The sequence below is a fragment of the Blautia acetica genome, from assembly GCF_038739805.1.
GTDB lineage: Bacteria > Bacillota > Clostridia > Lachnospirales > Lachnospiraceae > Blautia.
Window position 1 is genome coordinate 53007 of sequence record NZ_JBBEWO010000011.1, and the last position, 15283, is coordinate 68289.

A 15283-nucleotide genomic window follows, 5' to 3' on the forward strand; every position below is an offset into this window, starting at 1 on the left:
ACATTATTAGTACACTTAATACTTTATAAGAGAAAGAGTGATTTGTCAAGACCAAATTGTACATATAGGAACAAAAGCGAGTAGAAGAAATACATATCCATTATCAGATGGACATAAAAGACTTTAAGAAATCAAATACTTTCTGGAGCAGGGAATTATTCTTACATTTTTTTAAATGCGAAAAAAGTGCAAATCTTTTTGTCATTTGCACTTTTTTCCAATTTACCATTTCCCTTATAAATTTGTTTTGAAAAGTTCGAACCTTTTTCTGTTCTATCTTTTTTATGGCTCTCCTATTACATTCTGAGGAGTGCCCCCCTGCCATGCTTTCACATTCTGAAAAGCAATGTGCGCCCGTTTTACCATGGCCTCTTTTGTGGCAAAGGCCACATGTGGCGTCACAAGGGTATTTTTTGCATGAAACAGCGGGTAGTCTTTAGACACCGGTGGCTCTGTCTCAAACACATCGACCGCAGCCCCTGCGATTTTCCCCTGGTTTAAGGCTTCGGCTAAAGCCTCGCTGTCCACCACCGGACCCCTTGCCGTATTAATCAGCACAGCGCTTTTCTTCATAAGCGCCAGATTTTCCCGGCAAATCAGATGGTGTGTCTCCTTTGTCAAGGGTGTGTGCAGAGATACAATGTCACAGATGCCCAGAAGTTTTTCTAACGGCATGTAATGTACCCAGTCAATTTCCTTTTCCGTCCTGCTGTAAGCATAGACTTCACAGCCAAAAGCATGGGCAAGCCGCGCCACCCGCAGTCCGATGGCTCCGGTTCCCACTACGCCGAATTTCTTTCCGGCCAATTCAAAGCCTACTAACCCGTCCTTGGTTCCCTCCCGGCGTACCGCCTCATTGCAGGCAGGAATGTTCCGGTAAAGGGAAAGCAGCATGCCAAACACCAAATCTGCCACAGCCACGGTGGAATATCCGGCACAGTTGCAGACCGTCACGCCCTTTTCCCTGCAGGCTTCCAAATCAATATGGTCTACGCCGGTAAAGGCTACGGAAAGCAGTTTCAGCTTCTGAAAACCCCGAATCACCTGCCCGTTTAAGGGAAGATTGGCAACTACTACCACATCTGCGTCCCGCCCTCTTTCAATCAATATCTCCGTATCCGTCACTCTGGTATCGTAACACACCAGCTCTGCGGACTTGGGAAGTTTTTCCTCTGCAATGGACAAAAGCTGTTCTTTTTCCACACCCAGAGGTTCTATCACTACAATTTTCATATTCTATGCCTCTTAAACCTGTGTCTCTACGAAAATATCGTAAATGGCCTTAATCGCCGGTTCAAAATCTTCGTCTTTTACGCCTACAATGACATTCAGCTCACTGGAGCCCTGGTCAATCATACGCACATTGACATTCGCATGGGCAAGGGCCGCGAAAATTCTGGCGGCGGTACCGCGATTGGAACGCATGCCTCTTCCCACAACGGCAACCAGAGACAAATCCGTTTCCAGTTCCATATAATCCGGCTTCACAGCTCTGTGAATTCCGGCAATCACCTGCTGCTCTTTTTCCGCAAATTCATCCTGATGAATAAAGATAGTCATAGTGTCAATCCCGGAAGGTACATGTTCAAAGGAAATTCCCTGTTCCTCCAACACCTGCAAAACTTTGCGTCCAAAGCCGATTTCCGAATTCATCATGGATTTTTCAATAAACAGCGAACAGAATCCCTTCTTGCCTGCGATACCGGTAATGGTATACGGCGGCTTTTTGCAGGTATCCTCCACAATCATAGTACCGTCTTCTTCCGGCGCATTGGTATTCTTAATATTAATCGGGATTCCGGCTTTTCTGACAGGGAAAATCGCATCTTCGTGAAGTACGGTAGCGCCCATGTAGGAAAGCTCTCTTAATTCTCTGTAGGTAATGGTGTCAATGGATTTGGGATTGTTGATGATTCTGGGGTCTGTCACCATAACCCCGGATACGTCTGTCCAGTTTTCATACAATTCCACATCTAATGCTCCTGCAATAATGGAACCTGTAATGTCCGAGCCGCCTCTGGAAAACGTCTTAATTTCCCCGTTTTCTTTTGCACCGTAAAAACCGGGAACTACGGCTTCTGTCACGTCTTTCAGCCTTTTTGCCACTAAGGCTTCCGTAATCTCTGCGTCAAACTGTCCGTTTCCGTCAAAGCGAATCATTTCTGCCGGATCTACAAAGGTAAAGCCCAGATAATCCGCCATAATTTTACCGTTTAAATATTCTCCTCGGGAAGCCGCGTACTCTTCCCCAATCTGCTGTCTGAAGTTTTCCTCCAGAATTTTAAAATCCTCTTCCAAAGACAGAGACAATTCCAAACCGTCAATAATCTCTTGATAACGGCTCTTAATTTCTGCCAGTACCTTCTGAAAAATCTCTTCATTGGCGGCGCGGTAACACGCATACAATAAATCCGTTACCTTTGTATCTTCTGAAAAGCGTTTGCCCGGTGCAGAAGGTACCACATATCTTCTGGTTCCGTCTGCGCGGATGATTGCGCCTACTTTTTTAAACTGCTCCGCACTGGCCAGTGAACTTCCTCCGAACTTTACAACTTTCTTCATCTCATATCCTCCTCACATAATGCTGCATAGCATAAATAATATAATTTCTCCCCGCAAATGTCCAGTATTTTCTACAGATTTCCCCTAAAAACATCAATTTGACAAATCCTTCATTTCTATAGTTTATGACAGATATGCCAAGGCATTATAAAAGAGGGCAGATGACCTGATTTTCTCAAGCATCTGCCCTCTTCTTTGTTGCCTTTGCCTCTTTATTTGTTGCGGTTTCCCCTGTATTTTTCTTCACAATATTTGCAGCGGTATACTTCCTTTTCCGGGTCAGCCAGAATAAACACATGGTCCAACTCCTGCTCAATGGAAGTAATGCAGCGCGGGTTTTTGCATTTGATGACATTTCGGATTTCTTTTGGAAGATGCAGGTCTTTCTTTTCCACAATCTCCCCGTCCTTAATAATATTCACCGTAATGTTATGGTCAATAAATCCCAGAATATCCAAATCCAAGGTATCGATAGGACATTCTACCTTAATAATATCCTTGCGCCCCATTTTTCCGCTTCTGGCATTTTTAATAATGGCCACACAGCAGTCCAGTTTATCCAGCGCTAAATCGTGGTAAATGGTCATACTCTTTCCGGCTTTGATATGGTCTAATACCACACCTTCACTTAAACGTCCTACATTTAACATAAGTCTACCCCCATTCCCAATAAACTCAGCATCAGCGCCATACGAACATAAACACCGTACTGCACCTGTTTGAAATAAGCAGCTCTTGGGTCAGCGTCCACTTCTACGGAAATCTCGTTTACTCTGGGCAGTGGATGAAGCACCAGCATATCCGGTCTTGCCAGTTCCATTTTGGCCTTGTCCAGAATATAGAAATCCTTCATGCGCACATAGTCCTCTTCATTAAAGAAACGCTCTTTCTGTACACGGGTCATATACAGCAAATCAAGAGAAGGCATCGCATCCTCCAGACGCTCTACTTCTACAAATTCGTGACCGCTGGCTCTTAACACATCTTCTCTGATATAGTCCGGAATTTTCAGTTCTTCCGGTGAAATCAGCACAAATTTTACACCTTCGTAACGCACCAGCGCCTCAATGAGCGAATGTACGGTTCTTCCGAATTTTAAATCTCCGCACAATCCTATGGTAATATGATCCAGTCTTCCTTTTAAAGAACGAATGGTAAGTAAATCCGTCAATGTCTGTGTGGGATGCTGATGTCCGCCGTCTCCTGCATTGATAACCGGAATCCGGGAAGCCATAGACGCAACCAAAGGCGCACCTTCCTTTGGATGACGCATGGCGCAGATATCCGCATAACAGGATACAGTCCGAACCGTATCCGCAACACTCTCGCCTTTTGCCGCTGAACTGGAATTGGCGCTGGAAAATCCCAGAACTTTTCCGCCCAGACGCATCATGGCAGATTCAAAACTCAAACGAGTTCTTGTACTCGGTTCATAAAACAATGTTGCTAAAATTTTCCCATCACATTTGTGGGCATATTTTTCCGGATTTTTTTCAATGTCATTGGCAAGGTCCAGTACCTTTGCCAGCTCCTCTACGGATAAATCCAGTGGACTCATTAAATGTCTCATAGATTACCTCCTAATGTGTACTCTCAGGATTTTGAACCCTTGTATCATCATATACCACTTCTTTGTGTATTTCAAGAATTTTCACTTCTTTGCAGACAATAATTTTTCATATATCAGCCCTGTCAAAAACCACACAGGCGCATAATCCAAACGTATGACGCCTTTGTAGTGGTACGGAGTGTTGCTGTAGTCCCAGGGACACATATCATAGTGTTTCAAAAACATACCTGTTCCGAATTCTGCGGCAAAAATTCCAGTCATGTAAATCCCGCCCCGGAAGATAATGGGAATTTTCTTCAAATGCCGTGACAAAGGGCCAATACAGGCGGCCATGCCATAGATGGGAAACATCCAAAGAGAAGACTGCCCCATCATTTTCCACTCCCTGTTGCCCAACGCATGCAGTCCGGTCCAGAGAATTTCCAGACACCAGCCTGCTGCCCCGCATTTGATAAAATCGCTTTTCATAACCAGCTGCTCCTCTTTCTTTTTGTCTTTATTATGGAATTTTCCGGGATATTTTATACAAAACACTTGCACACAGTAAAGTGTCGGTGTATCATAAAGGTTACATTTATCAACAAGAGGAGGCTGCATATGCTGGATTTACAGGAAATGCGAAAAGAAATCGATGTCATTGATGACCAGATTGTAAAACTGTTTGAAAAACGTATGTCTATTGCCGAAGACGTGGCAAAATTTAAAATAGAGACTCAAAAACCGGTTTTTGACCGCACCCGGGAACAGGAAAAGCTGGAAACTCTGGGTCAAAAAACACACAGCGCCTTTAACTGCTGCGGTGTACAGGAACTATATCAGCACATTATGTCCATCAGCCGCAAACGGCAGTACCAGCTTCTCCAGGAAAGCGCCCCGCCGGAAACCGGAGAATTCCGTGTTGTGGAGACTCTGCCAAAGGACAAGGTTTCTGTAGTTTTCCAGGGAGTGGAAGGTGCCTACAGCCACGCTGCCATGCATGCTTTTTTTGGGGAAAACATTCAAAGCTATCATGTGGATACCTGGAAGGACGCCATGGAGGAAATCAAAAAGGGGAATGCTTTTTATGCCGTGCTTCCCATTGAAAATTCCACTGCCGGCATTGTTCAGGACAACTACGACTTATTAAATGAATACAATCATGTCATTGCCGGAGAACAGATTATCCGGTGCCGTCATGTGCTTATGGGTGTGCCGGGAGCAACACTGGAAGATATTCAGAGCGTCTACTCCCACCCTCAGGCTCTCATGCAGTGCCGGGAATTTCTGGACAGCCATGAGACATGGCACTGCCGGGAATTTAGCAATACCGCTGCAGCTGCAAAAAAAGTGGCAAAAGACGGCGACAAGACCCAGGCTGCCATTGCAAGCCCCTATGCGGCAGAATACTTCGGCCTGGTTCCTCTGGCCACGGGAATTTACAGCAATCCGGGAAACTCCACCCGCTTTATTATTGTCACAAAGGAAAAAATATACTGCAAAGACGCAAAGAAAATCAGCGTCAGCTATGAACTTCCTCACGAAAGCGGAAGTCTTTACAACAGTCTTTCCCATTTTATTTACAACGGACTGAACATGACGAAAATCGAGTCCCGTCCCATTGCAGAGCGAAACTGGGAATACCGGTTCTTTGTGGATTTTGAAGGAAATCTAAGCGACAGCGCCGTACAGAACGCCCTGCGTGGCTTAAAGGCAGAGGCGCAGAATCTGCGGGTACACGGAAATTATTAAAGCACACAGCCGTATTTTACTATCAGAGGAGGAATGAATGATGTTTCATGTAGAAGAATGTATTCTGTATCAAAATTTTGAACAGGGAGATATTTTAAACGATATGCTGGAGGCCTTATCCATCTGTTGTCAGGAGCCGGACAATCCCCAAAAATCCGCCCCTCTTTTCTACCGCTGTATGAACGGGTTGGTGGAAATGGCAAATACTTACGGATTTACGGGGAATCTCTGGAACAATTACCTGACCTATCTTCTGGTAAACCACGAAAATGCTTTCAGTACCTCCTGCGAAATCATCGGCCCCGGCCAAGGTTCTTTAAACCACCTTGCCCTTCATGACTTTGGTATTTTTAAAGACTTGTTTCATCTGGATTTTTCTGCTTTTGAAAGCTTTTACGGCACCCGGTCCTGCTGCCGGCTTATCAGCCACTATGAAAATACGCCAGGCAGTGGGAAACAGTTTAATGAACGAATCAAAAACCGTCTCTGTACTTTGAGCCGGCTTCTGGCCAGCGCAGAAACAGCCGAAGAATTTATGGAACACATGACAGGCTTTTATAAAGATTTCGGTGTGGGAAAGCTGGGCCTTCATAAAGCCTTCCGCCTGGAACACAGAAGCACAGACGACCGGGTACGGATTGTCCCGATTACCAGAATAGCTCATGTACATCTGGACGATTTGGTTGGCTACGAAATTGCCAAGAAAAAACTCATTGACAACACAGAGGCCTTCTTAAACAATAAGCCTGCCAACAACTGTCTGCTGTTCGGAGACGCGGGAACGGGAAAATCTTCCAGCATTAAAGCCATTTTAAACCAGTATTATGACCAGGGACTGCGTATTATTGAAGTATACAAGCACCAGTTCGGGGATTTAAACGATGTCATTGCCCAGATAAAGAACCGCCACTATAAATTTATTATTTACATGGACGACTTATCTTTTGAAGATTTTGAAATTGAATACAAGTATTTGAAAGCTGTGATTGAAGGCGGTCTGGAGCGGAAACCGGATAACATTTTGATTTATGCCACTTCTAACCGCAGACATCTGGTTCGGGAGCGCTACAGTGATAAAGAAGACCGCAACGATGACCTGCACACCAATGACACGGTACAGGAAAAACTATCTCTGGTATCCCGCTTCGGTGTTACCATTTATTTCGGTTCTCCTGAGAAAAAAGAATTCCAGGAAATCGTCCTGACCCTGGCCAGACGCCACCACATTGTTATGGAGGAAAACGAACTGCTCCAAAAAGCCAATGCCTGGGAACTCCAGCACGGCGGCCTTTCCGGACGGACAGCCCAGCAATTTATCGATTATCTTCTGGGACAGCAGCAATAAAGAGAGGATATCACATGAAGCCCAAACCTCATGTGATATCCTCTCTTTTCGTGCATAAGCAGAACGATAAGCCGGGTTATGTCGTGAATAATCATCTATCCAGGCCTGCTGTCGCCAGCAGGCTCAAGCGACCCACCTGAAAACGTGACGGGCAGCCACAATGTTTTCTATTCGGTCTTGCTTTGAATGGGGTTTACATGTGCCCTCTCTGTTACCAGAAAGGCGGTAGTCTCTTACACTGCCCTTCCACCCTTACCGGAGAAATCCCCGGCGGTACATTTCTGTTGCACTGTCCTTGGAGTCACCTCCACCAGACGTTATCTGGCATTCTGCCCTGCAAAGCCCGGACTTTCCTCACCTGACCCCTTTCGGTCCTGTCAGCCGCGATTATTTATCCTACTTATGACACTCGGTTATTCTATCACAGAAAAAATGAAAATGCAAACTTTTTCACACATCAAAGCACCCTCCGCCTACAAATTCTCTTAAAATGGAATTGTGGGGAATGGATTCGCTGGGAACCCCTACAAAATAATCCAGGAACTTCAGAAGCCGCTTTGCCTCGTTGTATTCCGGCTCCCCCTGTCTGATAGAAAACAACAGAGGTTCTGCATACAGTTTCAAAACAGCCAGCTCATATATTAGTGCGGAATTAAACATCACATCTGCAGATTCCTGATAGGGAAAAATATTCTCTTCTTCTCCTTTTCGCACAGAATTCCACATGGCAATGGTAGCCTTTGCAGAAGCTCCTCTGGTTCTGGCATCTCTTACAATCCGGCGAATCAGACGGCCGTCCGTGGTGGGTATCCGGTTGTGTTCATCAATATTTAACTGAGTCAGCGCACTGATATATATTTTAAACTTGCTTTCCACCGGAAGGGAATGGCTTAATTTATCATTCAGGCAGTGAATTCCCTCAATCACCAGCACATCCTCTGCTCCAAGCTGAAGAAAATCGCCCCGGTACTCTCTCTGTCCGGTTTTAAAGTTAAACTGGGGCAGCTCCACCCGTTCTCCGCTCAAAAGCCGCAGCATATCTTCGTTAAATTTCTTCACATCAATGGCTTCCAGACATTCAAAATTGTAATTTCCATTGCTGTCTAAAGGGGTATCCTCCCGGTTCACAAAATAATTGTCCACACCAATGGGATGCGGCTTCAGCCCATGAGCCGCCAACTGTATGGAAAGTCTGTGGGAAAAGGTCGTTTTTCCGGAAGAGGAGGGACCTGCTATCATAATAAATTTTTTATTTCCGGCCTTTACAATCTGCTCTGCAATCTGAGAAATTCTGGACTCCTGCAGAGCCTCTGCAATCAGTATCAGTTGATTGGCTCCTTGTCCTGTAATCTGTTCATTCAACTCTCCTACGGTGTCAGACTGTACCATTTCGCCCCATTTTTCCGATTCTCTTTGCACCCGGAAAATCTTAGGTCTCGGAGAAAATTCCGGCACCGTATCCGGACATTCCCTTCTTGGAAGCTGCAGCACCAGTCCTCCTTCATAGGGATAGAGTTCAAAATACTTCAAATAACCAGTATGATTCACCATAAATCCGTAAAAGTAGTCCTCAAAATCTCCCAAACGGTACAAATTCACTCTGGACACTCTGCGGAAACGAAACAGTTTTTCTTTATCATACATACCATATTTATGAAAAATTTCAATAGCTTCCCCTGTGCTGACACTGCGTTTTAAAATGGGCACTTTCTGCTCTGCCAGTTCCAGCATATAGGCTTTCACCGCATCCAGAAGTTCTCTGGTAATCTTCACGTTTCCGTCAATGGTGTAATAATAACCGGAACTTACGGAAAAATGCAGCGTGACTTTCCGGATATTTTCGTGCCCTGCCACATGGTAAACCGCTTTTAAAAACAGCAAAGAAGCGCTTCTTTTGTAAGTGCTGTGTCCAATCTCATCTCCTGTTGTAACAAATTCCAGAACACCGTCTTTTTTCAGTTTTTTGTGCAGTTCACACAGTTTCCCGTCTTTCATAACCAGGACAATGGGATATCTGGTGCTACCCTGATATTCTGTCGCAATCTGTGCGTAAGATGTTCCATAAGGATATGTTTTCTGCTTTCCCAATATTTTTACACTTATCATTCTTTCACTCATGACCTTTCTCCTTTCCTGCCGCATCTTTGATAAGTCTCCCCTCAGTTTCACATTTAGATACATATGATTTTACTACAACTATCCTTAATTTTCTATCATTTTATAGTTTTTTTAGATAAATATTACTTTTTTTCAGAAATTTTGTAACGCAAAAAAGAGGACGAAAGAAGGTAAAGTTCTTTCGTCCCAAAACAAATGAAAAAGGCTGAAGTTCCTCTTAATCCCAGCGGAACTTCAACCTTTTTCATACACGCCTCATATACCAGACTGCGGGAGATGGGACTTGAACCCACACGAGCATACACCCACAAGATCCTTAGTCTTGCCTGTCTGCCAATTCCAGCACTCCCGCTCAATCAATTGCGCTCACAACTGATTACTTCATTAGTATACCATAAATTTTTCATTTTGCAACTATTTTTTGAAAAATTGACAAAATTTGTGTAACAATATGCAGGAACACCAACAGGCTCTGGTTTTTTCGTGCAAAATTCTGATTTTTCTTTCTTCTATTCTTCATCCATACTTCCGCTGCGGAAGCCTTCCATATCAAGTGTCAGGTATCGAAATCCCATGGCTTTCAACTTTGGAACCAATGTCTCCTGCATTTTAAGAAAACGTCCAAAGTGCTCTTTGGGAATCTCCACTCTGGCAATTTCTCCATGAAGCCGCAGGCGCACCACCGGAAAACCTTCCTTTTTCAGATATTCTTCTGCTTTCGCAATTTTCTCCAGTATCTCCGGACGGATTTCTGCCCCATAAGGCAGTCTGGTAGCCAGACAAGGCGTAGATGGTCTTTTTGCCACAGAAACCCCCAGTTCTTCTGCCAGACGACGAACCTCTTCCTTGGTAAACCCATGCATGGCCAACGGACTGAGAACCCCCATTTCCTTTACCGCCTTAAGTCCCGGACGGTACACATGCAAATCATCCTCATTGGTGCCCTCTAATATGCAGGATACTCTCTTTTCTTCCGCATATGCCTTCAGCTTTCCAAACAAAGCCTTTTTGCAGAGATAACATCTATCCTTGGGGTTAAAACGGATTTCTGCCTGCTCCAGTTCATTGACAAACAGTACCTTATGTATAGCTCCCGCTTCTTTTGCCACTTTCTGTGCAATCTCCAAATCGCAGGAAGGGTGAAGCATGGTATGAAAGGTAACTGCATAAATACTGCTCTGTCTCTTCTTTTCTTCTGCACAGTTTCTGGCCAGCTGCAGCAGCACACTGCTGTCTACTCCGCCGGAAAAGGCAATACAGATGTCTTCTTCTATGCAGGTATTCATAAAATCATAAAGCGCTTTCTTTTTTTCTTCATAAGTTCTCATAATATCCTCCCGCTGCTGCAGACGCCTCATCGTATACATCCCGAAAGGCTCTTCCAGTTTCTTCACATATCTGTTTCACTGTTTCATATTCCGGATAACAGAACCGCTTTCCATGGTGGAAACAAACCTTGATTCTGACCCTGTGACCATCTTTTAATACAACTTCTTCAAAGGTTCTCGGAAGCACTCTTCTCTTTTCCTCATATCTACGAAGTCCGATACTGGTAGTTTCCCGAAAAATAATGTCCTCCAGGACCTCCTGTTTGTTTTCCCTGCAGATAACCTGCAGCATATAAGCCGGACGGCCTTTTTTCATATAAATGGGAAAACAGGAAGCATCCAGAGCTCCGGCCTTCATGAGACAATCAATGGCATACCCCAGCTGCTCTCCGCTGCAGTCATCCACATTGGTTTCCAGCACCCGGACAGAGTCCTGTTTCTCTGCAGTTTCTTTCCTGTCTCTTTGCCTTTGGATTTCCGTTTTCTCCGGCACTGATTCTGTAAGCACTACGGCGCGAAGTCCTTCTCTTAGGAATGAATTTTCCTGTGTAATGACACTTCCCGCACCTGTTTTTTCGATACAGACTCTGTCCGGAAATACTGCAGGTTTCCCCATAATTCCCAGAAGTTCCATTCCCAGCAGACTGCTTTTCTCCTTTTGACCTCTGATAAAATGCATGGGAACCTGGTATTTTTCTATGCTCTGCAGCAATTTTGCACACGGCAGAATTTCACCGTCTCTGCTGTCCATCGTTTCTGTAACAGAAAGAACCTGAAGCTGTTCAAATCCCAGTATTTCCAATGCCAGCCAGGCCGCCGCTCCTTCCAGAAAAGATTCTTCCTCGCTTTGCAGGCTGATTTCCCAAAGTCTGTAAAGTGCAGTCTTTGTTTTTTCTCCCCAGGGACTTTCCGCAATTTTTTTTTCGGTTTCTTCTTTGGTTTTAAACACCGGATAAGCAGACTCTATGTTCTTTAAAACAACTTCCTCTATTCCCTGGCTCTCATACTGTGCCTCAATGGAGACCAGACACTGGGCCAGACAGGTCAAACGCTGCTCCAGCTCCTCCTTCTCTGCTCCCAGAGCCAACAAAGCACCCAAAAGCTTCCTGCAGCTTATTCCCGTATAACACTCCAAATAAAGTTCTCTTCTCATGCCTTTTTTCATTGCCTCTTGTTTCTTCTTTCTCTCAATGATAAAATATATCATGAATACTGGCGAAAGTAAATATGCAACACAGGAGGATGAAAAATGAGCGTATCAAAAGTATATTTTACAGACTTAAGAGCGAAAAACGGCGATAATCTGCTGAACAAGCTACAGCGCCTCATAAAAACTGCGGGAATTGGAAATATTGATTTCCAGGATAAATATGTTGCGATTAAAATGCACTTCGGAGAGCCGGGAAACCTGGCCTTTTTAAGACCAAATTATGCCAAAGCGGTAGCTGATGTGGTAAAAGAACTGGGTGGAAAGCCTTTTCTTACAGACTGCAACACTCTTTATGTAGGGGGAAGAAAAAATGCCCTGGACCATCTGGACAGTGCCAACTTAAACGGTTTTAATCCCATGACAACCGGTTGTCAGATTCTCATTGCCGACGGTCTGAAGGGTACAGACGAAGCACTGGTTCCCGTTGAAGGCGGTACTTATATAAAAGAAGCCAAAATTGGGCGTGCCGTTATGGACGCAGATGTTTTGATTTCCCTGTCCCATTTCAAGGGACATGAAGCTGCCGGATTTGGCGGTGCGATTAAAAACATCGGTATGGGCTGCGGCTCCCGTGCCGGTAAGATGGAAATGCACTCTGCCGGAAAACCTCATGTTCTCCAGGATTTATGCGTAGGCTGCCATATGTGTGCTAAAATCTGTGCCCATGATGCGCCTCAGTTTACAGACAACAAGGCTTCCATTGACCATGACAAATGCGTGGGCTGCGGCAGATGTATCGGTGTCTGTCCAAAAGATGCCATTGCAGCGGCTTCTGATGAATCCAACGATATCTTAAACTGCAAAATGGCAGAATATACCAAAGCAGTTATCAACGGACGTCCAAACTTCCACATCAGTCTGGTAATCGATGTATCTCCGTATTGTGACTGCCATGGCGAGAACGATGCAGCCATTGTACCAAACGTGGGTATGTTTGCCTCCTTTGACCCGGTGGCTTTGGACGTGGCCTGCGCTGACGCAGTCAATGCCCAGCCAGTGCTTTCCAACAGCCGGTTAAGCGAAGCCCTCGCTGAACACAAAGAGGACTGCTGCCACGACCATTTCCACCATATCTTCCCGGATACCAACTGGCAATCTGCCATTGAGCACGGTGTCAAAATAGGTATTGGAAACAGTGAATACGAACTGGTTACCGTAAAATAATCCACAACACAAAGCAGGGGAATCCGCGGCTTCCATAAGTCACAGACTCCCCTGTTTTTGCTTTTTATAAATTTGCCATTTCCAGCCTTGGCTGATATCCTTCTTTTTTCAAGGCTTCGATAATCTGCTGTTTGTGCTCCGTACCAAAAGCTTCCAGCGTAATTTTCAGTTCTACGGCTGCCGTACGGTTGGTGCTTACAAATTGATTGTGATCCAGTTTAATGACATTTCCCTGTTCCCTGGCAATGACACTGGCTACACGCACCAATTCTCCCGGTTTATCCGGAAGAAGCACAGACACGGTAAAGATACGGTCTCTGGCAATGAGTCCATGCTGTACCACAGAAGCCATGGTAATCACATCCATATTGCCTCCGCTTAAAATGGATACCACCTTTTTATCCTGGAATTTCAAATGTTTTAAGGCAGCTACGGTCAGCAGACCCGAATTTTCTACAATCATCTTGTGATTTTCCACCATATCCAGGAAAGCAACTACCAGTTCATCGTCTTCCACTGTAATGATTTCGTCTACGTTTTTCTGAATGTATGGAAAAATGTGGTCTCCCGGACGTTTTACTGCGGTTCCGTCTGCAATGGTATTGACAGAAGGAAGTGTCATAACCTCACCGTTTAAAAGGGATGCCTGCATACAATTAGCGCCTGCCGGTTCTACACCGATAACCTTAATGTTGGGATTTAACAGCTTTACTAAAGTAGAAACGCCTGTAGCCAGTCCGCCGCCTCCGATAGGGACTAATATGTAGTCCACTAAAGGCAGCTCTTTTAAAATTTCCATGGCAATGGTTCCCTGTCCAGTGGCAACAGCCGGGTCATCAAAGGGATGAATAAACGTATAGCCATGTTCCTCTGCCAGCTTATACGCATGAGCACAGGCTTCGTCATACACATCTCCGTGAAGAATGACCTGTGCACCATAGCTTTTGGTCCTCTCCACTTTAATGAGCGGTGTGGTTGTTGGCATCACAATCACAGCTTTCACCCCGAAAGCCTTTGCCGCATATGCCACACCCTGGGCATGGTTTCCCGCAGAAGCGGTAATCAGCCCTTTTTCCCGTTCTCCCGGTGTCAAGGTGCTGATTTTGTAATAAGCCCCGCGGATTTTATAGGCTCCTGTTACCTGCATATTTTCCGGTTTCAAGTATACCTTATTTCCCGTATGACTGCTGAAATAATCACTGTATATCAGCTTGGTTTCCTGTGTCACTTTTTTGACGATTTCTGATGCTTCCTCAAACTTTTCTAATGTAAGCATTTCACATACCCTCTTCCTGTTTCTATTCTTCTCTCTGTGCATGGGAATCCATATTAAATAACGCATTGACAAATTCATCAGAGTCAAACTTCTGTAAATCGTCAATCGTCTCTCCTACTCCGATATATTTCACCGGAATCTCCAGTTCAGACTCTATAGCCACGGCGATACCGCCCTTGGCTGTGCCGTCCAGCTTTGTGAGTATAATTCCCGTTACATTGGCCACTTCATGGAACTGTCTTGCCTGAGCCAGGGCGTTCTGCCCTGTGGTACCATCCAGAACCACCAGGGTTTCCAGATATGCTTCCGGATATTCTCTTTCAATAATCCGGTAAATTTTCCGCAGCTCTTCCATAAGATTTTTCTTGTTATGAAGTCTTCCTGCCGTATCGCAGATAAGGACATCTGCATTTCTGGCTTTAGCTGCAGCAATCGCATCATATACCACCGATGCCGGGTCTGCCCCGTCCTGTCCGCCGATTAATTCCACACCGGCCCGGTTGGCCCACTGGGTAAGCTGCTCTCCAGCAGCTGCGCGAAAGGTGTCCGCAGCAGCCATAATTACTTTTTTGCCCTGGTCTTTTAATTTTCCTGCCAGCTTTCCTACAGAAGTGGTTTTTCCCACTCCGTTGACCCCAATAACCAGAATGACAGATTTTCTGTTTTCAAATTCGTAAGCCGTTTCTCCTACTGCCATCTGGGCTTTAATACTATCCATCAAAAGCTGCTTACACTCCTGAGGGTCTTTGATTTTCTTCTCAGCGACCTGCTCCTTCAGTCTTTCAATAATGGCTGTAGTGGTATTGATTCCAATATCCCCCATAACCAGAATTTCTTCAATTTCCTCATAGAAATCGTCATCAATGCTGGAATAACCGCTGAAAATGGAATCAATTCCGGAAACAATATTCTCCCTTGTTTTGGAAAGTCCTTCTACCAGTCTCTTAAAAAACCCTTTTTTTTCTTTTCCTTCTGCCATGTG

At 44.9% G+C, this 15283-nt stretch carries 14 protein-coding genes, 1 tRNA gene and 1 other RNA gene; 3 read left to right on the forward strand and 13 right to left on the reverse strand.

Annotation, left to right across the window (positions count from 1 at the left end):
* Positions 1–282: 282 nt before the first annotated feature.
* The 5 genes from WBS51_RS08915 to WBS51_RS08935 all read right to left on the reverse strand — a co-directional run bounded on the left by WBS51_RS08915 (position 283) and on the right by WBS51_RS08935 (position 4600).
* Complete coding sequence (locus WBS51_RS08915; RefSeq protein WP_294462257.1) at positions 283–1233, reverse strand: 2-hydroxyacid dehydrogenase; 951 nt, start codon at positions 1231–1233, stop codon at positions 283–285.
* A 12-nt stretch (positions 1234–1245) separates the two neighbouring features.
* Positions 1246–2562 (reverse strand): aspartate kinase, encoded by a 1317-nt coding sequence (locus WBS51_RS08920; protein ID WP_173749501.1) that lies wholly within the window; start codon positions 2560–2562, stop codon positions 1246–1248.
* Positions 2563–2774: 212 nt separating this feature from the next.
* Positions 2775–3212, reverse strand: coding sequence for an aspartate carbamoyltransferase regulatory subunit (locus WBS51_RS08925; RefSeq protein WP_111919700.1), 438 nt, complete (start codon positions 3210–3212; stop codon positions 2775–2777).
* Positions 3206–4132, reverse strand: coding sequence for an aspartate carbamoyltransferase (gene pyrB / locus WBS51_RS08930; protein WP_291683710.1), 927 nt, complete (start codon positions 4130–4132; stop codon positions 3206–3208). Before pyrB ends, WBS51_RS08925 begins: the two co-directional genes overlap by 7 nt.
* 81 nt (positions 4133–4213) lie before the next feature.
* Positions 4214–4600, reverse strand: coding sequence for a putative ABC transporter permease (locus tag WBS51_RS08935; protein ID WP_173749503.1), 387 nt, complete (start codon positions 4598–4600; stop codon positions 4214–4216).
* Between the two features lie 129 nt (positions 4601–4729).
* Between WBS51_RS08935 and pheA the strand changes: the two genes are divergently transcribed.
* Both pheA and WBS51_RS08945 read left to right on the forward strand, forming a co-directional pair.
* Positions 4730–5860, forward strand: coding sequence for a prephenate dehydratase (gene pheA / locus WBS51_RS08940; protein WP_173749504.1), 1131 nt, complete (start codon positions 4730–4732; stop codon positions 5858–5860).
* Positions 5861–5900: 40 nt separating this feature from the next.
* Positions 5901–7205 (forward strand): ATP-binding protein, encoded by a 1305-nt coding sequence (locus WBS51_RS08945; RefSeq protein WP_173749543.1) that lies wholly within the window; start codon positions 5901–5903, stop codon positions 7203–7205.
* 51 nt (positions 7206–7256) lie between these two features.
* Here WBS51_RS08945 and rnpB read toward each other — a convergent pair.
* The 6 genes from rnpB to larC2 form a co-directional block, all read right to left on the reverse strand.
* Positions 7257–7608: RNase P RNA component class A (rnpB, locus tag WBS51_RS08950), an RNA gene on the reverse strand.
* 47 nt (positions 7609–7655) lie between these two features.
* Positions 7656–9323: a nucleoside kinase gene (locus tag WBS51_RS08955; RefSeq protein ID WP_294462272.1), complete on the reverse strand. Its 1668-nt coding sequence runs from the start codon at positions 9321–9323 to the stop codon at positions 7656–7658.
* 122 nt (positions 9324–9445) lie between these two features.
* Positions 9446–9571 carry a hypothetical protein gene (locus WBS51_RS08960; protein ID WP_264293468.1) on the reverse strand — a complete coding sequence of 42 codons (126 nt, stop codon included), beginning with the start codon at positions 9569–9571 and terminating at the stop codon, positions 9446–9448.
* Between the two features lie 20 nt (positions 9572–9591).
* Positions 9592–9675 (reverse strand) — tRNA-Leu (locus WBS51_RS08965).
* Between the two features lie 157 nt (positions 9676–9832).
* Positions 9833–10651, reverse strand: coding sequence for an ATP-dependent sacrificial sulfur transferase LarE (gene larE / locus WBS51_RS08970; RefSeq protein WP_173749506.1), 819 nt, complete (start codon positions 10649–10651; stop codon positions 9833–9835).
* The gene (gene larC2 / locus WBS51_RS08975) at positions 10638–11804 is read right to left on the reverse strand and encodes a nickel pincer cofactor biosynthesis protein LarC2 (RefSeq protein WP_294462275.1); all 1167 of its coding nucleotides are present in this window, start codon (positions 11802–11804) and stop codon (positions 10638–10640) included. The genes larE and larC2 overlap by 14 nt, the downstream gene beginning before the upstream one ends.
* 96 nt (positions 11805–11900) lie before the next feature.
* Between larC2 and WBS51_RS08980 the strand changes: the two genes are divergently transcribed.
* Complete coding sequence (locus WBS51_RS08980; protein WP_291683598.1) at positions 11901–13025, forward strand: DUF362 domain-containing protein; 1125 nt, start codon at positions 11901–11903, stop codon at positions 13023–13025.
* Between the two features lie 64 nt (positions 13026–13089).
* Here the strand turns inward: WBS51_RS08980 and ilvA are convergent, their stop codons facing one another.
* Positions 13090–14301, reverse strand: a complete 1212-nt coding sequence (gene ilvA, locus WBS51_RS08985) for a threonine ammonia-lyase (RefSeq protein ID WP_173749509.1) — start codon at positions 14299–14301, stop codon at positions 13090–13092.
* A 22-nt stretch (positions 14302–14323) separates the two neighbouring features.
* Positions 14324–15280: a signal recognition particle-docking protein FtsY gene (gene ftsY, locus WBS51_RS08990; protein ID WP_173749510.1), complete on the reverse strand. Its 957-nt coding sequence runs from the start codon at positions 15278–15280 to the stop codon at positions 14324–14326.
* Positions 15281–15283: the final 3 nt, after the last annotated feature.